The organism is Vitreoscilla filiformis, from assembly GCF_002222655.1.
Classification (GTDB): domain Bacteria; phylum Pseudomonadota; class Gammaproteobacteria; order Burkholderiales; family Burkholderiaceae_C; genus Ideonella; species Ideonella filiformis.
The window spans coordinates 1,788,859-1,812,700 of sequence record NZ_CP022423.1 but is presented as its reverse complement, the minus strand read 5'-3'; the positions used below and the strand labels follow the sequence as shown (position 1 = coordinate 1,812,700).

The 23,842-nt window shown below is 64.4% G+C and carries 25 protein-coding genes; 20 read left to right on the top strand and 5 right to left on the bottom strand.

Annotation, left to right across the window (positions count from 1 at the left end):
• Positions 1–170 precede the first annotated feature (170 nt).
• Together VITFI_RS08620 and VITFI_RS08615 are read left to right on the top strand one after the other, a co-directional pair.
• Positions 171–1,853 carry a SulP family inorganic anion transporter gene (locus VITFI_RS08620; RefSeq protein WP_089416602.1) on the top strand — a complete coding sequence of 561 codons (1,683 nt, stop codon included), beginning with the start codon at positions 171–173 and terminating at the stop codon, positions 1,851–1,853.
• A gap of 96 nt (positions 1,854–1,949) precedes the next feature.
• Positions 1,950–2,474 carry a CZB domain-containing protein gene (locus VITFI_RS08615; RefSeq protein ID WP_089416601.1) on the top strand — a complete coding sequence of 175 codons (525 nt, stop codon included), beginning with the start codon at positions 1,950–1,952 and terminating at the stop codon, positions 2,472–2,474.
• Here VITFI_RS08615 and VITFI_RS08610 read toward each other — a convergent pair.
• Positions 2,443–4,074, bottom strand: a complete 1,632-nt coding sequence (locus tag VITFI_RS08610) for an ABC transporter permease (protein WP_198301378.1) — start codon at positions 4,072–4,074, stop codon at positions 2,443–2,445. The genes VITFI_RS08615 and VITFI_RS08610 overlap by 32 nt on opposite strands.
• Before the next feature lie 83 nt (positions 4,075–4,157).
• Here VITFI_RS08610 and VITFI_RS08605 point away from each other — a divergent pair, with 83 nt between their 5' ends.
• From VITFI_RS08605 to rocF, 5 genes are all read left to right on the top strand, one after another.
• Complete coding sequence (locus VITFI_RS08605; RefSeq protein ID WP_089416599.1) at positions 4,158–5,237, top strand: ABC transporter ATP-binding protein; 1,080 nt, start codon at positions 4,158–4,160, stop codon at positions 5,235–5,237.
• Between the two features lie 86 nt (positions 5,238–5,323).
• Positions 5,324–6,763: a S41 family peptidase gene (locus tag VITFI_RS08600; RefSeq protein ID WP_089416598.1), complete on the top strand. Its 1,440-nt coding sequence runs from the start codon at positions 5,324–5,326 to the stop codon at positions 6,761–6,763.
• Positions 6,764–6,770: 7 nt separating this feature from the next.
• Positions 6,771–7,535: a HesA/MoeB/ThiF family protein gene (locus VITFI_RS08595; RefSeq protein WP_089416597.1), complete on the top strand. Its 765-nt coding sequence runs from the start codon at positions 6,771–6,773 to the stop codon at positions 7,533–7,535.
• Positions 7,536–7,572: 37 nt separating this feature from the next.
• The gene (locus tag VITFI_RS08590) at positions 7,573–8,475 is read left to right on the top strand and encodes an LOG family protein (RefSeq protein WP_089416596.1); all 903 of its coding nucleotides are present in this window, start codon (positions 7,573–7,575) and stop codon (positions 8,473–8,475) included.
• Positions 8,450–9,394, top strand: coding sequence for an arginase (gene rocF, locus VITFI_RS08585; protein ID WP_198301377.1), 945 nt, complete (start codon positions 8,450–8,452; stop codon positions 9,392–9,394). The genes VITFI_RS08590 and rocF overlap by 26 nt, the downstream gene beginning before the upstream one ends.
• A gap of 22 nt (positions 9,395–9,416) precedes the next feature.
• Here the strand turns inward: rocF and VITFI_RS08580 are convergent, their stop codons facing one another.
• Positions 9,417–10,070 (bottom strand): thermonuclease family protein, encoded by a 654-nt coding sequence (locus VITFI_RS08580; RefSeq protein ID WP_089416594.1) that lies wholly within the window; start codon positions 10,068–10,070, stop codon positions 9,417–9,419.
• A 238-nt stretch (positions 10,071–10,308) separates the two neighbouring features.
• Between VITFI_RS08580 and VITFI_RS08575 the strand changes: the two genes are divergently transcribed.
• From VITFI_RS08575 to VITFI_RS08525, 11 genes are all read left to right on the top strand, one after another.
• Positions 10,309–10,620, top strand: a complete 312-nt coding sequence (locus VITFI_RS08575) for a c-type cytochrome (protein WP_089416593.1) — start codon at positions 10,309–10,311, stop codon at positions 10,618–10,620.
• A gap of 84 nt (positions 10,621–10,704) precedes the next feature.
• Positions 10,705–11,337 (top strand): chalcone isomerase family protein, encoded by a 633-nt coding sequence (locus VITFI_RS08570; protein WP_157725616.1) that lies wholly within the window; start codon positions 10,705–10,707, stop codon positions 11,335–11,337.
• A gap of 75 nt (positions 11,338–11,412) precedes the next feature.
• Positions 11,413–13,764 (top strand): YgiQ family radical SAM protein, encoded by a 2,352-nt coding sequence (locus tag VITFI_RS08565; protein ID WP_089416591.1) that lies wholly within the window; start codon positions 11,413–11,415, stop codon positions 13,762–13,764.
• Positions 13,765–13,865: 101 nt separating this feature from the next.
• Entirely contained in the window at positions 13,866–14,375 is a 510-nt protein-coding gene (locus VITFI_RS08560) for a TlpA family protein disulfide reductase (RefSeq protein WP_089416590.1), read from the top strand.
• 113 nt (positions 14,376–14,488) lie between these two features.
• Complete coding sequence (locus VITFI_RS18895) at positions 14,489–14,602, top strand: DUF4266 domain-containing protein (RefSeq protein WP_198301732.1); 114 nt, start codon at positions 14,489–14,491, stop codon at positions 14,600–14,602.
• Positions 14,589–15,689, top strand: coding sequence for a DUF3570 domain-containing protein (locus VITFI_RS08550; RefSeq protein ID WP_198301375.1), 1,101 nt, complete (start codon positions 14,589–14,591; stop codon positions 15,687–15,689). Before VITFI_RS18895 ends, VITFI_RS08550 begins: the two co-directional genes overlap by 14 nt.
• Positions 15,690–15,692: 3 nt before the next feature.
• Complete coding sequence (locus tag VITFI_RS08545; protein ID WP_089416589.1) at positions 15,693–16,613, top strand: FAD:protein FMN transferase; 921 nt, start codon at positions 15,693–15,695, stop codon at positions 16,611–16,613.
• Positions 16,610–17,509 carry a calcium-binding protein gene (locus tag VITFI_RS08540; protein WP_089416588.1) on the top strand — a complete coding sequence of 300 codons (900 nt, stop codon included), beginning with the start codon at positions 16,610–16,612 and terminating at the stop codon, positions 17,507–17,509. Before VITFI_RS08545 ends, VITFI_RS08540 begins: the two co-directional genes overlap by 4 nt.
• A gap of 32 nt (positions 17,510–17,541) precedes the next feature.
• Positions 17,542–18,117 (top strand): protein-disulfide reductase DsbD N-terminal domain-containing protein, encoded by a 576-nt coding sequence (locus tag VITFI_RS08535; protein WP_089416587.1) that lies wholly within the window; start codon positions 17,542–17,544, stop codon positions 18,115–18,117.
• A 47-nt stretch (positions 18,118–18,164) separates the two neighbouring features.
• Positions 18,165–19,046: a DUF6502 family protein gene (locus VITFI_RS08530; RefSeq protein WP_089416586.1), complete on the top strand. Its 882-nt coding sequence runs from the start codon at positions 18,165–18,167 to the stop codon at positions 19,044–19,046.
• A 1-nt stretch (position 19,047) separates the two neighbouring features.
• Positions 19,048–20,301: a DUF5666 domain-containing protein gene (locus VITFI_RS08525; protein ID WP_089416585.1), complete on the top strand. Its 1,254-nt coding sequence runs from the start codon at positions 19,048–19,050 to the stop codon at positions 20,299–20,301.
• Between the two features lie 18 nt (positions 20,302–20,319).
• Here VITFI_RS08525 and VITFI_RS08520 read toward each other — a convergent pair whose 3' ends face one another.
• Positions 20,320–21,441: a CYTH domain-containing protein gene (locus VITFI_RS08520; protein WP_089416584.1), complete on the bottom strand. Its 1,122-nt coding sequence runs from the start codon at positions 21,439–21,441 to the stop codon at positions 20,320–20,322.
• Positions 21,442–21,508: 67 nt separating this feature from the next.
• Here VITFI_RS08520 and VITFI_RS08515 point away from each other — a divergent pair, with 67 nt between their 5' ends.
• Positions 21,509–21,730, top strand: coding sequence for a DUF3460 family protein (locus tag VITFI_RS08515; RefSeq protein ID WP_232476522.1), 222 nt, complete (start codon positions 21,509–21,511; stop codon positions 21,728–21,730).
• A complete protein-coding gene (locus VITFI_RS08510; protein ID WP_089416582.1) occupies positions 21,731–22,528 on the top strand; it encodes a segregation and condensation protein A in 798 nt (265 codons plus the stop codon). It abuts the gene before it with no gap.
• On the opposite strand, the gene VITFI_RS08505 is transcribed toward VITFI_RS08510, so the two are convergent.
• Positions 22,513–23,229 carry a pseudouridine synthase gene (locus VITFI_RS08505; protein WP_232476520.1) on the bottom strand — a complete coding sequence of 239 codons (717 nt, stop codon included), beginning with the start codon at positions 23,227–23,229 and terminating at the stop codon, positions 22,513–22,515. The two genes, VITFI_RS08510 and VITFI_RS08505, sit on opposite strands and share 16 nt — an antisense overlap.
• Before the next feature lie 10 nt (positions 23,230–23,239).
• A complete protein-coding gene (locus VITFI_RS08500) occupies positions 23,240–23,641 on the bottom strand; it encodes a YchJ family protein (protein ID WP_089416580.1) in 402 nt (133 codons plus the stop codon).
• Between the last annotated feature and the right edge of the window lie 201 nt (positions 23,642–23,842).

The following is a 23,842-nucleotide window of genomic DNA, read 5'->3' as shown; positions in this document are numbered from 1 at the left end:
GGGGCGGCGTCACACAATCAGGGGATGCCTCCGTTCGCGTGTCCCTCCAGTGCGATGGCCTGTTTCCCGCAGTCGCGTCGGCGGCGTTTCATGGCGCGCCTGCATCACTGTGGCCCACCTGACGGCTTGCAACGTTTTCTTCCGATCGAAAACCTGTTTGCGAGCATCTCATGGCCCTTCCTGATTTTTTGCGCGTCCACCCCTTTCGTCCGCGCCTGAGCGACACCCTCACCGGCTATGGCCGCCCCCAACTGTTGGCCGACATCGGGGCGGGCATCACCGTTGGCATCGTGGCATTGCCGCTGGCGATGGCGTTTGCCATCGCTTCCGGGGTCAAACCCGAACAGGGGTTGTTCACCGCCATCATCGCGGGCTTTCTCATTGCCGCGCTGGGCGGCTCCAACGTGCAGATTGGCGGGCCGGCGGGCGCCTTCATCGTCATCGTTTACGGCATTGTTGAGCGCTACGGGCTGGCCAATTTGCTGATTTCCACCTCGCTGGCCGGCGTGCTGTTGTTCCTGATGGGCTGGTTGAGGTTGGGCGCTTTGGTGCGTTATATCCCGGTGTCCATCGTCATCGGCTTCACCAACGGCATTGCGGTGCTGATCGGGCTGTCGCAGGTGAAAGATTTTCTCGGGCTGGAAATTGACAAACTGCCCGCCGACTTTTTCACCCAGCTCAAAGTGTTGGCCCTGCATTTGGACAGCTTCAACCTGTGGGCCTTCCTGCTGGCGCTGGGTTGTTTGGCCTTGGTGGTGATTTGGCCCAAGAGTTACACCATGCCGGCCCACCCCATGGGTTGGAAAGAAAAGTTTGTGCGTGTGGCAGCCCAGGTGCCCGGCACCGTGGTGGCACTGGTGCTGGCCACGGCGTTGGCCCAATTGTTTGAATTGCCGGTGCAAACCATCGGTAGCAAGTTTGGTGGCATTCCCCAGACTTTGCCCGCTTTCGAATTGCCCGAACTGACGTGGGCCACCGCCAAACAACTGCTGATGCCCACCCTGACCATCGCGCTGTTGGGGGCAATCGAATCCCTGCTGTGCGCCCGCGTGGCGGACAACATGGCCGACATCCCCAAACACGACCCCAACCAAGAGCTGATGGCCCAAGGCGTGGCCAACTTTGTGGCGCCGTTTTTTGGTGGCATCCCAGCCACGGGCACGATTGCCCGCACCGTCACCAACGTGCGCGCCGGCGGACGAACCCCAGTGGCCGGCATCGTGCATGCGTTCACGTTGCTGGTGATCGTGTTGGTGGCCGCGCCGCTGGCGTTGCATGTGCCGCTGGCGGCGTTGGCGGGCATCCTCATGTTCGTGGCTTGGAACATGGGCGAATGGCGTGAGTTTGCGCGCCTCAAGCATTTCATGCTGCCCTACCGCACCGTGCTGGTGGGCACGTTTGTGCTGACGGTGGTGTTTGACCTGACCGTGGCAGTTGAAATGGGATTGATCGCCGCGTGTGGTTTCTTCATCTGGCGCATGGGTTCGCTGTTTCGCGTCACGCCCCACGCCAAGGAAGATTTGCCCGAGGGCGTGCAGGTGTTTGAACTGTACGGATCTTTGTTTTTCGGTGCGGTCGGCAAAATCGAAGCCCTGCCCGCCATGGTCGAAGACGGCACCCGCGCCGTGGTGCTGGAAATGGCCCGCTTGATCTCCATGGACACTTCGGGGCTGGACGCGCTCGAAGGGCTGCACACGGCACTGCACCGCCGGGGCGTGGCCTTGATTTTGGCCAGCGTCAACGAACAGCCGATGGGGTTGATGCGCCGCGCCGGATTTGAGGCCAAAGTCGGCGCCGACAACATCGTGCCCAGTGTTGAGGATCTGCCCTCAGACCTATCCCCCCCTGCTTGAATAGGACAAGAACCCGGCATCTTTCAAGTTCAGGGGCGCCGCCCGCCGCAACAAGAACTTACACTTTTTGTTACTCGACGCCTTGGCTCCGACATCATGTTCAAACCCCTCCAGCACTTGCTTCGTGCCTCACCCACTGTGTCTGCGGTGAAGGGTGAGTCGTCGGGGCCCCTCACAGCGGTCGAGTTGGCACAGGGGCGGCGGGCACATCGAGAGTGGCACCATCACTTGGTGGCCTGCCTGACGGGGCGGGCCACGGATGTCCTGCACCCGGAAGAGCTTTGTTTTGATGACCGGTGCGCCTTTGGTCACTGGCTGCGGGCCATGGGCGAGAAACGACTGGGCGCTGAAGGCTACGCCGCACTGAGCCGACATCACAAACTGCTGCACCTGCATGCGGCCAACGTGGTGAGTTTCCGGCTCGGGGGGCAACTGGACAAAGCACGGATCTTGTTCAAAACCGGCTACGCCGATGCCAGCCGGGCCTTGCTCAACACACTGGATGCCATGGAGGCCCAGTGTGCCCCCCAGCCGGCCCGCAAAACCCGGCGCGTGGGGGTGCCGGCCACGCACCGTGCGCCCCCGCCACTCACGTCGAGCGAAGCGCCCGCGACAATATGATCACCGGCACCAAGCCCACCACCACCATCGCCACCGACGGCAGTGCCGCTTCGGCCAGGCGCTCATCCCGCGCAAATTGGTAGGCGACCACCGCCAGGGTGTCACTGCCGAACGGGCGCAGCATCAAGGTGGCGGGCAGCTCTTTCATGGTGTCCACAAACACCAGCAACGCCGCTGCTAAAGCCGACCGGCCCAGCAACGGCAGGTGGATCGCGGTCAACAAACGCCAAGGCTTGGCGCCGAGCAGACGGGCGGATTCGTCCACCGCCACCGGCACCCGTGCGTAACCCGATTGCACCGATTGCAGCGCAACGGACGAAAACCGCGCCAAGTAGGCGTAACACAACCCAAACACTGTGCCCGTGACCCAGGCGGTCACCGGGACGCCTTCCAGCGCACGCTGCAAGGCACCGGCCCACAGCAGAATGCCCACCGCCACCACTGCCCCCGGAACGGCATAACCCAACCCCACCGCCCGTGCCGACCACGCCAAACCCCGACCCAACCAACGCTGGGTCGCCCCCGTGGCGGCTTGAGCCCGGCGCAAAGTGAACCCCAGCAGCAGCGCCACCAACACACCCGCGAACGCCGCCAAGCCTGCCAGTTGAAAACTGGTCCACGCCCATTGCCCGAATCTCGCCAAGTAGGCAGGCTCAAACACCGCCGCCGAACTGTTTTCGAACTCCTGCCACAGCAACCAACCCAGCCAAGCCAGCGGCAACACAAACCCCAGCAGCACCGGCCCACCGCAGATGAGCCACGCCAGCCACCGCGCCGCACCGCGTAGCACCACAGGCCGGGCCGTCAATGCGCCTGCGGCACCGATGCGGGCCGTGGCAAAGCGCAGTTTCGACTGCGCCCGCTGCTCCGCCCACAACAGCAACGCCACCACCAGCAGCAACACACTGGCCAACTGCGCTGCCGCCATGCGATCTTCCATCACCAACCAAGCCCGGTAGATGCCGGTGGTGAACGTGGTCAACCCGAAGTAAGCCCCCACCCCATAGTCGGCCAAAGTTTCCATCAAAGCCAACGCGGTGCCCGCCGCCAGGGCAGGACGCGCCATGGGCAAGGCCACTTCCACGATGCGCCGTGGCAGCGAAGCACCCAACAAGCGGGCGGCTTCCATCATGGGCGCGGCACGCTCGCCCAGCGCCGTGCGCGCCAACAGGTACACATAGGGGTAGAGACTTAGGGTGAACAGCAGCACCGCCCCCCACAAACTGCGCACGTCGGGCCACAGCGCCCCGCGTGTGCCGAGCAGCTCGCGCAATGCCATTTGAATCGGCCCGCTGTACTGCAAGGCGTCGGTGTAGGCGTAGGCCATCACATAGGCGGGCAAAGCCAGCGGCAGCAACAGCGCCCACTCCAAACTGCGCCGCCCAGGGAATTCAAACAGCGTCACCGCCGCAGCGCACAGCCCGCCGACCAGCACCACCCCCACCCCCACCGCCAGCAGCAGCAGCATGGATTGCCCGGCGTATTCCGGCAGCACCGTTTGGGCTTGATGCGCCAGGGTGCCCCACGATTGCGCATCCAACCCCAGCCACGCACCCAACACCCCCAGCACTGGCAGCGCCAGCACGATGGCCAACGCCATCAGTCCCACACTCCACACCACGCCCATCCTTTCCTGTATAAACAAGAACAATCCTCATTTGCAATGTTTCCCATCATAGGCCGATGTTTCTGCAACTTGACCGAATCACTGTGGCTTACAGCCGCGCCCCGGCCACCCGGCCGGCTGTTCAATCGGTGTCGTTTTCGCTGGAGGCGGGCGGCATTGGGGTGCTGATCGGGCCTTCGGGCTGTGGCAAAACGTCCCTGCTGCGCGCCATCGCGGGGCTGGAACCGATCAGTGCCGGCGTCTTGCGCATCGAAGGCGATGTGCTATCCGACCCCGCACACGGCGTCCACCGCCCGCCGGAGCACCGTGGGATCGGCATGGTGTTTCAAGACTATGCGTTGTTCCCCCACCTGAGCGTGACCGACAACATCGCCTTCGGCCTCAAGCACCTGCCACGTCCCGAACGGCAGCAACGTGTGGATGAGATGCTCACCCTGGTCGGTTTGGAGGCCGTGGCACAACGGGCACCGCATCAACTCTCCGGGGGGCAACAGCAGCGGGTGGCGCTGGCTCGGGCACTGGCGCGCAAACCCCGGCTGCTGCTGCTGGACGAACCGTTCTCCAACTTGGACATCGATCTGCGCGAGCGTCTGGCGCAGGACGTACGCACCATCCTCAAACAAATCGGGGCCACAGCGCTGTTCGTCACCCACGACCAAATGGAAGCGTTTGCGCTGGGCGATCAAATCGGCGTCATGCACGCGGGCGAGCTGGTGCAGTGGGACGACGCCTACACGCTCTACCACCGCCCCGCCTCGCGTTTTGTGGCCCAGTTCATCGGCCACGGGGCCTTCACCCGGGGCCAATGGGTGAACACCCCCGAAGGCACCCGCGTGGACTCCGCCCTGGGGCTGCTCAACGATGCCAGCGCCTGTTTACTCCCCGGCCCCAGCAACGAATGCGATGTGCTGCTGCGCGCCGATGACGTGGTACACGACGACACCTCCCCCATCCGGGCCCGCGTCGAACGCAAGGCATTCCGAGGCGCGACCTTCCTCTACACCTTGCGACTGTCCAGCGGAGAAACGGTGCTGGCGCATGTGCCGTCCCACCATGACCACGAAATCGGGGAATGGATCGGCGTGCGGGCTGCCGTGGCCCATGTGGTGACCTTTGCCAACGCATCCCAAGACTGAGTTTGTCCCCCACAACAGGCTCAACAGGGCTCTTATACTGCCGCCCTTGCGCGAACGAACACTCACTGAAGGCGGGATACACACACATGAGTGCCAAACTGAAGATGGCGGGGCTGCTGACGCTGGGGGCCCTCGCAGGCGCTTTGGGCACGATCCAAGTTCAGGCGGTGGCCCGTAACGTTCATACCCCGTTGCCGCTGGAAGAAATGCAGCAGCTCGCGGCGGTGTTCGGCCTCATCAAAAACGAATATGTGGAGCCGGTGGACGAGAAAAAGCTGATCAATGACGCCATCAGCGGCATGGTGTCCGGCTTGGATCCGCACTCGGTCTACTTCGACAAAAAGAGCTTCAAGGAATTCCGCGAAGGCACGACCGGCAAGTTCGTCGGCGTGGGCATCGAAATCGGCATGGAAGATGGGCTGGTCAAGGTGGTTTCGCCCATTGAGGGTTCGCCAGCCTTCCGCGCCGGGCTGCGCTCGGGGGATCTGATCACCAAAATTGACGATACCCCGGTCAAAGGCATGACGATCGAACAAGCCGTCAAACGCCTGCGCGGCGAGCCGGCCACCAAAGTCACGCTGCAAATTTTCCGCAAGAGCGACAACCGCAGTTTGCCCGTCACCATCATCCGCGAAGAAATCCGCGTGCAAAGCGTGCGGGCCAAGGTGATGGAGCCGGGTTATGCCTGGATCCGCGTCTCGCAGTTCCAAGACCGCACGGTGGACGACTTCGTGCGCAAACTCGAAGAAATTTACAAGCAAGAACCCCAGCTCAAGGGCTTGGTGCTCGATCTGCGCAACGACCCCGGTGGGCTGCTGGACGGCGCCATCGCCATCTCGGCGGCGTTCTTGCCAGCCGATGTGACCGTGGTGAGCACCAATGGCCAGATCCCCGAGTCCAAAGCCACCTTCCGCGCCACCGTGAGCGACTACGCCCGGCGCGGTGGGCCCGATGTGCTCAAGCGCCTGCCCGCTGGCTTGAAGAATGTGCCGCTGGTGGTGCTGGTCAACGAGGGATCGGCTTCGGCCAGTGAGATCGTCGCAGGGGCGCTGCAAGACCACAAACGCGCCATCGTCATGGGCGCCCAAACCTTTGGCAAGGGATCGGTGCAAACCGTGCGGCAACTCGGCCCGGACGCCGCCCTCAAACTCACCACGGCGCGTTACTACACCCCGAACGGGCGCTCGATCCAAGCCAAGGGCATCGTCCCCGACATTTGGCTGGATGAAACCGCCGAGGGCAATGTGTTCTCCGCTTTGCGCACCCGCGAGGCCGATCTGAGCAACCACCTCGCCAATCCGACGGCGGAAGATGCAGCGCGTGAACAAGCGCGTGAAGAAGCCCGCCGCAAGCTGGAAGATCAAATGGCCCGCACCGGCGAAGCCCCCAAACCGCTGCCCACGTACGGCAGCCCTGAGGACTTCCAACTGACGCAGGCCCTCAACCAGCTCAAGGGTCTGAAGGTGATCAGCAGCAAGACCAAGGCGGATCGCACCGAAGCCGCCGCCAGCGCCGCTTCCAAGTGAGCCCCGCATGACGGACGAGGAGCTGCTGCGCTACGCCCGCCACCTCTTGCTCAATGAGCTGGGCGTTGAGGGCCAAGAGCGTCTGCTGCGCTCGCGCGCGCTGGTGGTCGGAGCGGGGGGGCTGGGCTCGCCGGTGGCGCTGTATTTGGCCACGGCGGGTGTCGGGCGCATCACACTGGTGGATCATGATCGGGTGGATCTGACCAACCTGCAACGCCAAATCGCCCACACGCTGGCACGGGTCGGGCAGCCCAAGGTGGCCTCGGCCCGCGAAGCCATGCGGGCCATCAACCCCGATGTGGACGTGACCCCCTGCGAACAACGGGCCGACACCGCTTGGCTCGACGCCCATGTGCCCACTGTGGACGTGGTGCTGGACTGCTCAGACAACTTCGACACCCGCCACCGCATCAACGCGGCGTGCGTGCGGCACGGCAAGCCGTTGGTGTCGGGGGCGGCGGTGGGTTTCGACGGCCAGATCACGGTGTACGACACGCGCTTGCCCCACCAGCCCTGCTACGCCTGCGTATTCCCCCCCGACTCGACCCCAGACGAAGTGCGCTGCGCCACCATGGGGGTGTTCGCGCCTCTGGTGGGCATCATCGGCAGCATGCAAGCGGCTGAGGCCATCAAGCTGCTCGCGCAGGTGGGCACCTCGCTGGCCGGGCGGCTGCAATTGCTGGACGGACGCAGCATGCGCTGGGATGAAATTCGCCTGTCCGCGCAGGCCCACTGCCCCGTGTGTGGCCCTGGGGCGCAACACCATCCCTGAGCGTGACGCGGGGAACGGTTGCAGGTAAGCTGGTTCCATGAAAAAGCCGCTCCCCCCCCTGAACGCCCGCAACTTTCCCAGCGCTCAAGAAGACGCGCATGCAGCCGCCGCCTCCCGCTACAGCGGTCAAGGCAGCAGCTACCAGCTCGCGTTTGCGGACGCCGATTTCTTGCTGCGCGACGAGCTGCGCCCCATCCGCCTGCAACTCGAACTGCTCAAACCTGAGTTGGTGCAGCAGGCACAGGGCATCGAACACACCATTGTGATTTTTGGCAGTGCGCGCATTCCCTCACCGGAAGTCGCTGCCCTCCAACTGGCCGAGGCCCAAGCCCAAGGGGACGATCAAGCGGTGGCCCGAGCGCAAACCCACGTCAGCATGAGCCGCTATTACGCCCAGGCCCAGCGCTTTGCGGAACTGCTGACACAGCGCTCGAAACGCCTGAGCACCCCCATTGCCGTGTGTACCGGTGGCGGCCCCGGCATCATGGAAGCGGGCAACCGGGGCGCGTTTGAGGCTGGGGGCAAAAGCATCGGTTTGAACATCGTGCTGCCGCATGAGCAAGAGCCCAACCCGTACATCACGCCGGAGCTGTGTTTCCAGTTCCACTATTTCGCCTTGCGCAAGATGCATTTTTTGATGCGCTCGGTCGCGTTGGTGTGTTTCCCTGGGGGGTTTGGCACGCTGGACGAGCTGTTCGAAGCCCTGACGCTGATGCAAACCGGCAAGTGCCGCCGTCGCCCGGTGCTGCTGTTCGGACGCGAGTTTTGGACACGTTTGATCGACTTCGATTGGCTGGTCGAAACCGGCATGATCAGCGCCAGCGACGTGAACCTGTTCCGCTTCGTCGAAGATGCCGACGAGGCTTGGCGCGTGCTGGCCACCGACTACGGATTGGAGCTGGAGCACAACGGACATGGCCACTATGCCGATGACATTTGACCCGCCAATGCACCGTGTCAGTTTGATCGGTGCGCCCACGGACATCGGTGCCGGCGCACGCGGCGCCAGCATGGGGCCGGAAGCGCTGCGCGTAGCCAACCTGGGGCCGATCTTGGCCAGCCATGGCGTGGCGGTGGCCGATCGCGGCAACCTCAGCGGCCCGGCCAACCCGTGGCAGGCGGCCCAAGCGGGTTATCGGCATTTGCCCGAGGTGGTCGCTTGGAACCAAGCGGTTCATGCTGCGGTGGCCGCTGAGCTGGCGCTGGATCGCCTGCCCATTTTGCTGGGCGGGGATCATTGTTTGGCCATCGGTTCCATCAGTGCTGTGGCCCGCCATTGCCGGACTTTGGGGCGCAAGCTGCGCGTCTTGTGGCTGGACGCGCACGCCGATTTCAACACCGCCGAACTCACCCCCAGCGGCAACTTGCACGGCATGCCAGTGGCTTGCCTGTGTGGTCACGGCCCAGCAACGCTGACCGATTTGGGTGGGTTGAATCCGGCACTGCCGCCGAGCGCGTTGCGTTCCATTGGCATCCGCAGCGTCGATGCTGGGGAAAAACGCTTCGTCCATGCGGCGGGGCTGGAAGTGTTCGACATGCGCTACATCGACGAAATGGGCATGCGCCACACCATGACCCAAGCCTTGGCCGGGTTGGACGCGCAAACCCATCTGCACGTCAGCTTCGATGTGGACTTCCTCGATCCGGACATCGCCCCCGGTGTGGGCACCCCCGTGCGTGGTGGCCCCACCTACCGGGAAGCCCAGTTGTGCATGGAGATGATCGCCGACACCGGTCGCCTGGGCAGTCTGGACGTGGTCGAACTCAACCCCGCGCTGGACGTGCGCAACCGCACTGCCGAACTGGCCGTCGATTTGATCGAAAGCCTGTTCGGCAAGAGCACCCTGATGCGCGATTGACCGCTGGGCACGCCCTTGGGCGTCAGTAACTCAACGAGCTACCGTTGTTGATGCGGTCTTCGGTCGGCGGATCGAGCCACTCCGGCTCCGAGCGCGACGCCGCCGACTGCGGCGCCCGTGCCCCTCCGGGTGCAAAAGCATGGCAGGGGCCGTAACGACGCCGAAACTCCGCCGGGGACATGGCTTTCTTCGCCGCATGTACGCCGCGCTTATCGGCCATGGCTTGGCGTTCCTCTTGGGTGTAGTGTTTGCCTTCGCGCCAGACCCAGCCTTCGCGCACCAGGGCAGCTCCGACATCCTGCCCCTTGAGACTCAACTTGCCACGCACCACCCCGGCTGAATCGCCTGAGGACGACGCCAACGTCACCTGCACGGTTTTGCGTTCGACACGCTGCGCCAGTGCGTCTTTCGCCTGAGCGGCCCCGCTCTGGCAAGGCTCTGGGGCATCCACCCCCTGGAGCTGCACCTTCAACGCGGCAGCACCGCGTGCAGCGGGTTGAACCAGCACGGTCTGCCCATCCAGCACTTGCGTCACCACGCCTGTCACTGGCGAAGCTCCACGCGCTGGCGCGGCCACCACGCCAGTGGTGCAGGCCCACGCCAGCACCAGGCCACAACATCCACCCGCGAGGGCTCTCACCCCTGAGTCCATCATCTTGTGTGCTTGCATCTTCATCGCTCTCACCGGTGTGGAGCCCCTAGAAAAGCCTCGGCGTTTTCCCGCACTCTCGATTCAACCCTCACGCCCCCAGTGTGACAGAGCATCGCAAACGCCCCTCTGTGTTGACGCAATAAATCAAGGGTTTACCCGGAGTTATTCAGCATTAATTGTGGTTGATCGCCACCAAATACCCTCAATACACACGAAGGCACGCCCTTTGCAAAGTGCAAACCATTCCCTTCAGGAGATGGTCATGCGCTCACCTTTGTTTGTTTCGTCTGTTTTGGCTGTGGGTTTAGTGTTGGCGGCGTCGCACGCGCACGCTGCTGACGGTGTCACGGTTTACAACCAAAACTGCGCCATGTGCCACGCCCCCGGCCTGGCCAATTCCCCCAAATTCGGCGACAAAGCCGCCTGGGCCCCGCGCATCGCCACGGGCAAAGACGCCTTGTTGAAGTCCGCCCTGAACGGCAAGGGCGCCATGCCCGCACGCGGCGGCAACCCCAAGTTGAGCGATGACGATGTGGCCGCCGCCGTCGAGTACATGGTCAACGCGGCCAAGTGAGGGGAAAGCCCCCGTTGTCCGCTCGGAAAGGCCGGTAAGTCGTGGGACGGGCGTTCCAATTTGGCATCGACCAAGGAGCCCTTCTTGAACACACGTCCACCCCTGTCTCTTTTGGCCATGACCGCGCCCTGGCGCTCATGGCTGGTTGTTGTGGCCCTGCTGGCGGCCCCACCGCTCCACGCGGCGCCCCCCGCAGCGTCGGCTGTGGTGCCATCTTTCGCGCCTGTGGCGGAAGTCAACGGTTCGGCTTTGTTGCTCAACGGCAGTGGCGTGCGCATCCGCAGCCGCTTGCAGGTGTACGACATGGCGCTGTACACCCCGCGCCGCGTTCACACCACTTCGGCCCTGTTGGCCCTGCCCGGGCCTAAAAAACTCCAGTTTGAAGCCCTGCTCGAACTCACCGGCACCGACTTGGGCCAGTTACTGATTCGCGGCATGCAGGCCAACTGCTCAGCCGCACAAATGAGCCGTCATACCCCCTCGACCACCCGGTTGATCGAGATTTTTTCGGCCCGCTCACGGCTGCTGCGCGGCGAGTCGTTCGGCATGGTGTACATCCCTGGCAAGGGCACCCAGTTTGACATCGCTGGACAGGCACAGGGCGAGCCGGTCGGTGATGCGGAATTCTTCGACATGATCCTGCGCACTTGGTTTGGGCCGGCTTCGGTCGATCCGCAGTTGCGCGATCAGCTTTTGGGGCACAGGCTCAAGCCCTGAAGCCCCGCCCGCATCGGGGCCAGTCGGAGCTGGGACAATCGAAGGTTTGCTCTTTCTCCGCCGCGAGACCGCACCGTGACCCACGCCATCGCCCCCCCCGAGCGCCCCAAAGCGCTGACCGCCTACCGCCCGTTCTGGGCCAAGCGCTTCGGCCCTGCGCCCTTCTTGCCCATGAGCCGCAAGGAAATGGAGCAGCTCGGCTGGGATTCGTGCGACGTGATCATTGTCACGGGGGACGCCTACGTCGATCACCCGAGTTTCGGCATGGCGGTGATCGGGCGCACGCTGGAGGCGCAAGGCTTTCGCGTGGGCATCATCGCCCAGCCGGATTGGTCATCGGCCGATGCGTTCCGGGCGCTGGGTCAACCGAACCTGTTCTTCGGCGTCGCCGCCGGGAACATGGATTCGATGATCAACCATTACACGGCGGATCGAAAAATCCGCTCGGATGACGCTTACACGCCCGGTGGCGTGGCCGGCAAGCGCCCCGACCGGGCGACGCTGGTTTACACCCAGCGCTGCCGCGAGGCGTTCAAGGACGTGCCCGTCATCATCGGTGGCATTGAGGCGAGCTTGCGCCGCATCGCCCACTACGATCATTGGCAGGAGAAGGTGCGCCGCTCGATCTTGGTGGACGCCAAGGCCGACATGCTGCTCTACGGCAACGCCGAACGCGCCATCATCGAGGTGGCGCACCGTCTGGCGCGGCGCCAGCCCATCGAGAGCATCACCGACGTGCGCGGCACGGCCTTCCTGCGCAAACCGGACGATCCGGCGCTGGCCGGCTGGTTTGAGGTCGATTCGACCGAGGTCGATCAACCCGGCAAGGTCGATGCCCTGCTCAACCCTTATCTGACGTTGGAAGAACAGGCCGGCGCGCAAGGCAGCTCGTGTGCCCGCAACGAGGACGCGACGCAAGCGTCCACCCTGCCCGAAGGCACGCAGCCCATCCGCCTGATCCGCCAACCGCTGCCCGCTGCGCAGGCTCGGGCGACGCCGCGTGCGCAAACCGTCATCCGCCTGCCGGCCTACGAGCAGGTGAAGAGCGATCCCGTCCTCTACGCCCACGCCAGCCGCGTGCTGCACCTGGAAACCAACCCCGGCAACGCCCGCGCCCTGGTGCAGCGCCACGGCGAGGGGCCGGCGTTGCGCGACGTGTGGATCAACCCGCCGCCGCTGCCGCTCTCCACGCAGGAGATGGATCACGTCTTCGATCTGCCCTACGCACGCGGCCCGCACCCCGCCTACGCGGATGAAACCGGCAGCCACGACGGCACCACCAAAATTCCCGCCTGGGAAATGATCCGCTTCAGCGTGAACATCATGCGCGGTTGCTTTGGCGGTTGCACCTTCTGCTCGATCACCGAGCACGAGGGGCGCATCATCCAAAGCCGCTCGGAAGATTCGGTGATCCACGAGATTGAAGCCATCCGCGACAAGGTGAAGGGCTTCACCGGCGTCATCTCCGACCTGGGCGGCCCGACGGCCAACATGTACCGCCTGGGCTGCAAGTCGCCCGAAATTGAGGCGCTGTGCCGCAAGCCGTCTTGTGTTTACCCCGGCGTGTGCCAGAACTTGCGCACGGATCACGGGCCGCTCATCCACATGTACCGCCGTGCGCGCAAGCTGAAGGGCATCAAGAAGATCCTGATCGGCTCCGGCCTACGGTACGACTTGGCGGTGCTCTCGCCCGAATACGTGCGCGAGCTGGTGACACACCACGTCGGCGGTTATCTGAAGATCGCACCAGAGCACACCGAGGGCGGGCCGCTCTCGAAGATGATGAAACCGGGCATCGGCACCTACGATCGCTTCAAGGCGATGTTCGACCAGTTCAGCGCCGAGGCGGGCAAGCAGCAGTTCCTCATCCCCTACTTCATCGCCGCCCACCCCGGCACCACCGATGAAGACATGATGAATTTGGCAATCTGGCTGAAGCGCAACGGCTTCCGCGCCGACCAGGTGCAAACCTTCTACCCGAGCCCGATGGCCACCGCCACGGCCATGTTCCACAGCGGCTTGAACACGCTGAAGGGCATCAGCCGGGTGGAGGGCAAGAGCGAGAAGGTGGACATCGTGCGGGGCGAACGCCGCCGCCGCCTGCACAAAGCCTTCTTGCGCTACCACGACGCGAACAACTGGCCGCTGTTGCGTGACGCCCTGAAAGAAATGGGCCGCGCCGACCTGATCGGCAACGGCAAACATCACCTGATCCCGACGTGGCAGCCGGCCAGCGATGGGGGATATCAAAGTGCGCGGCGCAGCAATTCCACGCCGGTGGCCAAACCCGCGACCAGCTCATCGCCCGCCAAAGGCAAGCTGCTGACCCAGCACACGGGGTTGCCGCCACGCGCCACCACGGCCCATGCGCCCAAACCCACAACGCCCCGCCGGCCTGGCCCTGTGAAGTCTCACAAGCCGCGTTAAGCCCCCCCCCGACGTCAAAGCCTGCTTTGACGTTTTTTTTGCGCCCCGGTTGAAATGTGCAAATTGCACATTTACACTGTCCACGTCTTGAAGGAGTTCTCATGTCCCTCATCCGCCCTTTGTTCGTGGCTTGGCTTGGTGTCTGCTTGGCATCGAGCACCCTGCCAGCGCACGCCCTGGAAATCGGGGAGACGGCGCCCAACGTTGAACTGCTCGGCCCCAATGGCGAAACCGTGCGCCTGCCATTGCAAACCGGCAAAGTGTTGTATGTGGATTTTTGGGCGTCTTGGTGCGGGCCGTGCCGCCAGTCATTTCCCTGGATGAATGCCATGCAGGACAAATACAAGGCCAAAGGCTTGCAAATCATCGGCATCAACCTCGATCAGCAAATGAGCGCCGCCGATCAGTTTTTGGCCAAAACCCCCGCCAAATTCACCGTGATGTTCGATCCGAAAGGGGTTTCGCCTCGGTTGTACGGCGTCAAAGGCATGCCCACGAGTGTGCTGATCGGGCGTGATGGCAAAGTCATCCAGCAGCACGCCGGTTTCAATGACGCCAGCCGGGATCAACTCGAACAACGGCTGCAAGCCGCTTTGGCAGGTTCCCAGTGACGTATTTGCAATGGGGAAGGCTGTCACTGGCGGCCACTGTGGCGCTGAGTGGTGCCGGCTGCACCCTCCAACCCGTGGCCCCGTGGGAAAAAGGGACGCTCGCCCGCCCCGAAATGACGTTTGACTCGGACCATTTGGAAACCAAGTTCAACGAGCACACTTATTTCAGCAAAGAAGCCGCTTCGGGTGGGGCCGGTGTGGGTGGAGGTGGCTGTGGCTGCAACTGAATCGCCTGTGCCCTGGCTGGCCCTGGCCCTGGTGGCCGCTCTGCCCTCAGCCCACGCCGACACGGCACCGGAGCAAGGCCAAATCAGCTACAAGTACCTCGATTACCAAGACAGCCAACCGGGTTGGGATCGGGTGGGGGTGCGGGCGCATGCGCTGTCGATTCAGGTGCCCGTGGCCGGGGAATGGGCGCTGGAAGGCAGTTGGACAGCGGACACCGTATCAGGCGCCTCGCCATCGTTCCACAGCGAGGCGCTGGGATCGGGCCATCTGGAAGACGAGCGCCGCGCCCGGGATCTGAAAATCACCCGTTATTTTTCGCGTGGCACCCTCACCGTCGGCTGGGCAGACTCCCGAGAGAACGACTACCGCTCGCGGGCCTCGACCGTGTCCGGCTCGGTCAGCACGGAAGACCGCAACACCACGGTGTTGTTCGGCCTCGGCCACACGAGTGACCACATCGACGTGGCCAGCATCGGCCTGCACGAACCCAAGCGGCTGCGGGACGTCATGCTGGGCGTGGCGCAAGTTCTGAGCCCCACCGACATTGTTCAATTGACGGTGACCCACGCCACAGGCCACGGGTATTTTTCAGACCCTTATAAATACCGCGATCACCGCCCCGAAACCAAACACCAAACGGCCTGGCTGGGCCGGTGGAATCACCATTTCACGGCCACGGATGGCACCGCCCGCCTCAGTTACCGTTACTACCGGGATTCTTTCGGCGTGCGGGCGCATACACTGGGCGCTGAATATGTTCAGCCCTGGGGATCGTGGACGTTCACACCTTTGCTGCGCTTGCATACCCAGTCGGCAGCCTGGTTTTACCTCGACCCGGAAAACCCAGGTTTCCCCACCATCCGCCCGGTGGAAACGATCCAATCCCAGGATCAGCGCCTTTCGGCTTTTGGCGCCATGTCACTCGGCCTGAAGGTGAGTCGGCGCCTCACACCGCAATGGACGGCGGACGCACGTTACGAAACCTACCGGCAAACCGCCAGCGGATTGCCGTTCGGCACGGGCAGCCCCGGCATTGAACCCTTCCGGGCGCGCATGATTCAACTGGGTTTAACGTTTTCGTTTTGAGCCATGGCCCTTTCGAACTTCCGGTTGCAGTTTCGCGCCATGGGGTGCTTCAACGACATCACCGTGGTCGCCGACAGCGCCAGCCACGCGGAAGCCGCCATGGCCAGCGCCATGGCCGAAGTACAGCGCATTGAACGCAAGTTTTCCCGCTACCGCCCGGACAGCGAACTCAGCCGCATCAACGCCAGCGCTGGCAGTGGCCACACCATCGCGTGTGACGCTGAAACCCACTGGCTGCTGGATGCCGCCGATGCCCTCCACCACCAAAGTGACGGGCTGTTTGACATCACCTCCGGGGTGTTGCGCCGCGCCTGGGACTTCCAGCGCCACATCCAGCCCACCACAGCGCAGTTGGCGGCGTTGTTGCCGCTGATCGGCTGGCATCGGGTCGAGCGTTCGGCAGCCGGGGTGCGGTTGCCCATCGCAGGCATGGAACTCGATTGGGGCGGCCTGGCCAAAGAATACGCCGCCGACCGCGCCGCCCAGGTGCTGCGTGAACAAGGCTTGCACCGAGGGTATGTCAACCTGGGTGGCGACATTGCCGTGATCGGCCCGCAGGCCAACGGCACACCGTGGCGCATCGGCATCCGCCATCCACGCGAGCCGGGGCGGCTCATCGCATCGGTTCCCATCGCCCAGGGCGGACTGGCCACCAGCGGTGACTATGAGCGCTTTTTCGACGATCCCCAAGGGCAGCGCCACTGCCACATCTTGAATCCTCGCACGGGCCAGTCCTGCCGCCACTGGCAGTCGGTCAGTGTGGTGGCGCCGCTGTGCTGCATGGCGGGCACACACGCCACCATTGCCATGCTCAAAGAACAGCAGGGCCTTGAATTTCTCCAAGCCACCGGCCACGCCCATTTGGTGGTGGATCCGCTGGGCCACCTCATCTCCCATCCACCTCGCAACCTCCCCCACCCATGAGCACCACCACCTTGACCAGCGGTAACGACACCGTCACCCTCTACGAAGGGTTTTTTGGCCAAATCTCCGGCAGCGGCTGGGCCTCGTTGCGGGGCGTCACCCTGGACGGCGCCACCGGCACGGATGTGCTGATCGTGGACTACCCGGACTCGATTTTTACCCTGACCGAGTCCACCAGTGGCGTGGTGACGCTGTCCACGGCCAGTGGTGGATCGGTGTCGTTGGCGAATTTTGAGCAGATTCAATTCCAGAACGCGGTCGTCGATTTGACCCCGGCGGTGAGCACCTCACCGACCGCCGGAAACGATGTCCTCACCGGCAGCGCCGGGCATGACCAACTCAGTGCGCTGGCCGGCCAAGACACCCTCATCGGTGCCGCCGGTAACGACACGCTGGACGGCGGAACGGGCAGCGATACGCTGGACGGCGGCGCAGGACGCGACCGGCTGCTGGGCCAAGCCGGCAACGACACCCTGACTGGCGGCACCGGAGCCGACACCTTGGCCGGCGGCACAGGCCACGACACCCTGAGCAGCGGCGCGGGCCAAGATGTGTTCCTGTTCAATGCACCGTTGCAGTCTGGCGCCAGCAGCGACCTCATCCAAGATTTCAGCGGAAGCGACCGCATCGCGCTGGACGATGCGGTGTTCCACTTGGGCATCACGGGGACGGCGGCGGGGGTGTCTCTGGCCAGCCGTCCTGCGACCGCCAGCGTTTTGGTGCAAGGCACCCAGGCGCTCGGCACCGAAGATCGCCTCGTTTACGACGCCCACACCGGTCAACTTTTCTACGACCCGACCGGCAGCGCCCTGGGCAGCAGCGACCAAGTGCTGGTGGCCACGCTGGGCACGGGCACACACCCGAACCTGTCGGCCAGCGACTTTTGGGTTGTCTAAGCGCTGGCCGCAAGCCTTTGTTGGAGGCCGAGATGCCACCTTGGTTGTTGTGGATGTTCATGGCGTTGTGGCCGGGGCTCTCCGCATGGGCGGAGGACGCCGATGCGCTTCACCCCTCCCAGGCGTTTCGGCCCACCATTCAGGCACTGGACGCGAAAACGGTCGAAGTGCGCTTCCACATCGCGCCGGGCCATTATTTGGACAGGGATCGGGTGGTGTTCAGCACCCGTCCCCCATCGGCAACCTTGGGGGCGGCGGTGCTTCCGCCGGCTGTCCGCAAGCCAGCGCCCCACGGCGGTTGGATGAATGCTTTGACCGATCGAGCGATTTTTCTCTTGCCAGTTCATGCCGACCCCACCACGCCAACGCTGCGGCTGCACATCACCTACCAAGGTTGTGCAGAAGCGGGCCTGTGCCATCCCCCTCAAGAGCGCATTTTGACCATCGCCTTGCCCGACGCTGCGGCCTCCAGCCTCTGGCTGGGAAGACGCTGGCACTTAGACGGCTTCGGATGGCCCGAGGTGGCAGGGGGCTTGCTGGCCGTTCTGTGCCTCGGGGGCGGTGGCTGGGGGTGGCTTCGCAAGCAGCGCCGTCCCCAGCGGGATTGATGCGAACCGGGAAGCGAGACAATCGGCGCCCGTTTGATGGACAGGCCATGTTAGACCCCGCATCCGCCCCCCCTGCGCTCTCCGGCCCACAAGCCGATCAAGCCGCTGTGCTCGGCGCGCTGGATTTGATCCTGGGGCCGCTGGCGCGGCTGTGCGTGGCGCGAGGGGTGTCCATCCAAGCGCTGGAAGAACATGTGCGCCGCGCCGTGGTTCGGGCCGCCCGCGATGCCTGCGAGCATGAACATCCCCACCACCCACCCCATCGACTCACCAGCCGCATCAGCACCATGACCGGGCTGACGCGGCGTGAAGTCGCACGCCTGGAAGCCCACCATCCGCCCAAGCGCAACACATCGCGCAGTTTGGTGGCCGATGTGCTGGCCCACTGGCAAGCTTTGCCAGGCGCCCGAGATGACCAAGGCGCATGGCAACCCCTGCCGCGCACCGGGCCTGCCCCGAGCTTCGAAAGCTTGGCCGCTCAGGTGACGCAGGATGTGCATCCGCGCTCCCTGCTCGATGAGCTGCTGCGCTTGGGCTGGGTGAGCCACGACCCGGCACACGATTGGCTGACCTTGTGCCCTGAAGCCTTCGTCCCGCGCCACGATGTCACCCAGATGCTGCGGTATTTGGGGGACAACGTCGGCGATCACCTGGAAGCGGCGGTGCTCAACGTGCAGGGAGATGGCCGGGCCCATTTTGAACAAGCCCTGTTCGCGGACGAACTGTCGGCGGAATCGCTCGCCCAGATTCGGCCCTTGATCGCCGCACAGTGGCAGCACCTGCTGACCACCCTCGCCCCCGCGCTGTCCGCCCTGATGGATGAGGACCGTGCCCAAGGGCGTCTGGCCGATCAGTGTGTACGGTTGGGCCTGTACAGCTTCAGTCGGCCCATGACCGAACCACCACCGGCCCCTGCTTCGGATTCTTGACATGCCCTCCACACCCCGCACGCCCCCTCTCCCCCTGACAACACTCGGCCACCACCGCCGCCGCTGGCTGACTTGGCTGGCCGGGGCCACGATGTGGCCCGTTTCGGGATGTGGCGGCGGCAGTGGCAACACGGCGGGGCTGAGTACCGGCGGCACAGGCTCGTTCACCAATGGCACGGTCAACGGCTTGGGTTCGATCATCGTGAACCGCATTCGCTACGACAACCGCCAAGCCCAGGTGCAGCACAGCGACGGCACCACAGCGGCCAACACCTTCAAACTGGGCATGGTGGTGAGTGTCGAGGGGTCGGCGATCAGCGGCAGTGTCAGCGCGGGCACGGCCACGGCCACCGCGACGCGCATCAGTTACGACAGCGAATGGATCGGCCCCGTGGGGCAGATCGATGTCGCCGCGTCCACCTTCGCCCTGCTGGGCAACACGGTGAGCGTCTCCAGCGCCACCGTGTTCGATGGCACGAACGTGCGCGAGCTGGCCGACCTGCGCCCGACGCACTGGGTGGAGGTGTACGGTTACGTCAACCCCGCCACACAAACGTTGCAGGCCACGCGGGTGGAGGTTCGCGCCAGTGCGCCCGGCGCCTACAAACTCAGCGGGCTGTTGTCCGATCTGCGCCATGACCGCTGCACGCTGGGGCCTTTGACCCTGTCGTACACCCCAGGACAAGCGGGGGTGTCGCTGTATGAAGGCATGCTGTTACGGGTTCACCTCGTCCCGCAGCCCGATGCCGCTGGGCGATGGGCCGTGACCCGATGGCAGGTGCTCGATCAGCTCCTCACCGACCTGGACATCAGCGAAGCCGACGAAGCCGAACTCAAAGGCCGCATCACCGCGCACCGCAGTGCCACCGATTTTTCGGTGAATGGCTGCCCTGTGGATGCCCGTGGGGTGTCGGGCGTTGCCGCGTTGGGGCTGACGCTGGGCAGCCGCGTGGAGGTGAAAGGTGCGGTGTCCCAAGGGGTGGTGCGGGCCACCGAAGTGGAGCGGTTGGAAGAGGAGGACGTGCGTGACAACGAGTTCGAGCTGCACGGACGCTTGACCCATCTGGACACCCAAGCCGGCACGTTCGTCCTGCGCGGTTACACCGTGCATTACACCGATGACACCGTCTTCGAGCTGGACGGGGCGCTTTGGGCCGTGGGGTTGCTTGTCGAAGTGGACGCCGTGCAGCGTCAGGGGCGTTGGTATGCCACCCAAGTTGAAGCCGATACAGACGCCGAGAGCGAGGCCGATTGAGGGCGAGGGGAATCCCCCTCAATCTCGCCCGGACGCCACCCACCCCAGCAACGCCAGCATCAACTGCTGAGTGCGCCCCGACCGCGCAGCCCGTGCCCACAAGGCCGCATCTTGCGGGCCGGCGGCGTCCAGCGGCGCCAGCAACAGCATCAGCGACTCGGCCCAAGCCGCCGACAACCCCGCCGGCCCCGACCCACTGCCCCCCACCAACGCGGGTTCAGCCGCTTGGGCGAGCGCTTGGTGCAGCAACCCCAAGCCCCGGTGCCAATGGCGCAGGTGTTCGGGCGTGAGTTGGGCTGTCAGGGTCGGATCGGCCACCACGCTGCCCAAGGCCAGCAGCGGATTCAACACCCCGGCCACAGCTTGGCGCAACGCCGCTGGCGTCGGCCCGTCTGGCGGCAACACGGGGCGGGAGATGGGGTGCGCCACAGGCAACGCCTCCCCACGCGCCAAGCGTTCACCGCGTTCGGCCTTGCTGCGCACATCCAGCCACAGGCCATGCGCCTGCGCCCAATGCTGCGCCAAATCGATCAGCGCCGCCACCGAGCCGGAACGCAACTCCATCTCCAACTCACACAGCGTCAGCACGCGCCCGCTGGCCCGCACTTCGCCTTCGTCCAGCGCCAGCTCGATGCACGCGCCTTGGTGCATCACTGTGGCTTGGGTGCGGTGGATGTCGGTTTCGAACGTCTGGGCCAGGCCCAGCGTTTCACCCGCCTTGGCGTGAATTTCGAACGCCTCCAGCGTGACACCCAACGCCGCCGCCAGCGCCTCCCCAGCCGGGGTGTGCAGGTGCCGTGCGAGATGCAGAGCAGGCACGCCCCCATCGGCTGCGTCGATCACCTCGGCGTTGTGCTCCAGCCGGTGCAGGTGAGTGGCTCCCGGCGTTGTGGACAACGCTTTGAGCGTTTGCACCCAAACATCGCCCTCGCGGCGCAAGCGCAAAGCGGCCCGAGCGTGTGCCAGATGACGCGAAGGTGTGTCGAAGTAACGGGCCTGCAAGCGCTGTTGTGTCAGCGACGCGCCGGGGCTTTGGCCGACGGTTTGCAGGTCTGCCCGCAGCGCCGCCAGGTTGGCGGCGGGAATTTGGCACTTGAGTTCGATTTCTTGCATCGCCGCCCACCGGTGAAAAACCCGCATTCTGCGCCCTCATCCCGCCTAAAATTATGGGCTTTGCGCTTGTTCTCAACCCTTTGATGTCGGCCTCGTGCCGCTGACTGCCATGCCGCTGTTCTGGAAACCGTATCAGTCCGACGCCACCCAATTCATCAACGATTTGAAGGCCAAGAAGCCCACCCTGGAAGCCGAGCAACGCACGGGCCGGGGCCTGCTGTGGGATCGTCCGCAAGACGCCGAGGCCGCCGCTGCCTTCAAGGCTGGGCGCGTGGCGCAATCGGCCTACGTCTACTTCGGCACCAAGGCCAAGTAAGTGACGGATGAGGCGGCCGCCGGGGCCGTGGCCCGGCTGTATGGCGAGCCCCTCTTTGAATTGCCCCACGATCTCTACATCCCGCCCGACGCGCTGCGGGTGTTTCTGGAAGCCTTCCAGGGGCCGTTGGATCTGCTGCTGTACCTGATCCGCAAGCAGAACTTCAACATCCTCGACATTCCCATGGTCGAGGTCACGCGCCAGTACCTGCGGTATGTGGACGACATCCGCGCTCACAACCTCGAACTGGCCGCCGAATACCTGCTGATGGCGGCGATGCTCATCGAGATCAAATCGCGCATGTTGCTGCCCGCCCGGCCCAGCGACGACGGCAAAGAAGCCGACGACCCACGCGCCGAACTCGTGCGCCGCTTGCTCGAATACGAGCAAATCAAGTTGGCTGCACGCCAAATCGACGCCCTGCCGCAGTTGGGCCGCGATTGGCTGGCAGCCCAAGTCACCATCGAGCAAAGCCTCGCACGGCGCTTGCCGGACGTGTCCGCCGACGATCTGCGCCAAGCCTGGCGCGACATTCTGCGCCGCGCCAAGCTGCACCAACATCACCGCATCACCCGCGAACAGCTCTCGGTGCGCGACTTCATGGGCCAACTGCTGCGCCGGCTGCAACCGGTGCGCTTCCTGGCCTTCGAACAATTGTTTGAGGTGGAGCGTGGGCGCAGCGTCGTGGTGGTGACCTTCATCGCCCTGCTAGAGCTGGCCCGCGAGCAGTTGGTGGAGATCACCCAAGCCGAGGCCTACGCCCCGATTTACGTGCGCCTGAGTTACACCCCGGTGTGATCGGCGGGCAGCACGGCGGCCCACTCCGCCCCCAGCGGTGCCGTGAGCGCCAAGCGCTGTTCAGGCCGCATGGGATGGGGCAAGGACAGGGACTGTGCATGCAACCACAGCCGTTGAATCCCCAACCACGCCGCCACGGCACGGTTGTGAGCCCCTTTGCCGTGCGTCGAATCCCCAACGATGGGGTGCGCCAGATGCTTGAGATGCCGCCGAATTTGATGGCGCCGCCCCGTGAGTGGCTGGGCGCTCACCACAGCGTACCGGCTGGACGGATGGCGCCCATCCACACTGAAGGGCCACTCGATGCAGGCCAGCCGCTCGAACGTCGTTTGTGCGGGCAGCAGGGGCTGGCCGGCGCTCGGGCGTTCGGGGTCACGCGCCAACGGATGCTCACAGTGCAGCGTCGGCGCGGGCCAGCCGCGCACCAGCGCCACGTAGCGCTTGTGGACCGCTCCCGCTTCGAACAAGGCTCCCAAGCGACGAGCGGCCTCCGCATGGCGAGCCAGCAGCAGCAGGCCAGACGTGCCTTTGTCCAACCGGTGCGCTGGCGCTAAAAAATCCCGCGAAGCCAGCGCGGCTTGCTGGCGCAAGCGCTCCACCAAGGTGTCTTCCTCGTGGGCATCCAGCCGGCTGCGATGCACCAGCAAACCGGCGGGTTTATCCACCACCCACACGTCGTCGTCGGCGTAGAGAATCGGCACGGGCGATGGCTCAAGCACGGGTCGCCTCGGGAAATTCGCCGTCCACGTAGTACCACCGGCCATCGGCCTCGCGCACAAAACGGCTGCGTTCGTGCAGACGGTGGGCGCGCCCACCCCACTTGCTGCGCGCCACAAACTCTACTTCGGCATGGTGCGCATCCACGACGCGGTGCGCCCGCACCGTCAGGCCCAGCCAGCGCAGGCCGGGTTCGTTCGGGGCCAAATCGGCGGGGCGGGTGCTGGGGTGCCAGGTGGCCAGCAGATAGTCCCGCAGATTGAGGACGAAGGCGCTGTAACGCGAACGCATCAGGGCCTCGGCATCGGGGGCCTGTCGCGCTTGGGGGCCTTGGTGCCACCGTCCACAGCAGGACGTATACGCCACCCCTGAACCGCACGGGCAAACATTCTTCATGCAGACAACACCCTTGAGATAACAGTGCATGTTATAGGGAAGCTCCTCAGGCCCACACTTGACCCCATGTCGCTCCGGCGCCATGCTTATAGCTCGCATCCGCTGCCGGGATCCCCTATCAACCGACGCAAGAAAAGCGCTGGAGGCACCGACAATGACGGGTGAACCGCGCGTCGCTGGCTCGCTTGTTCGTGCTTCTAG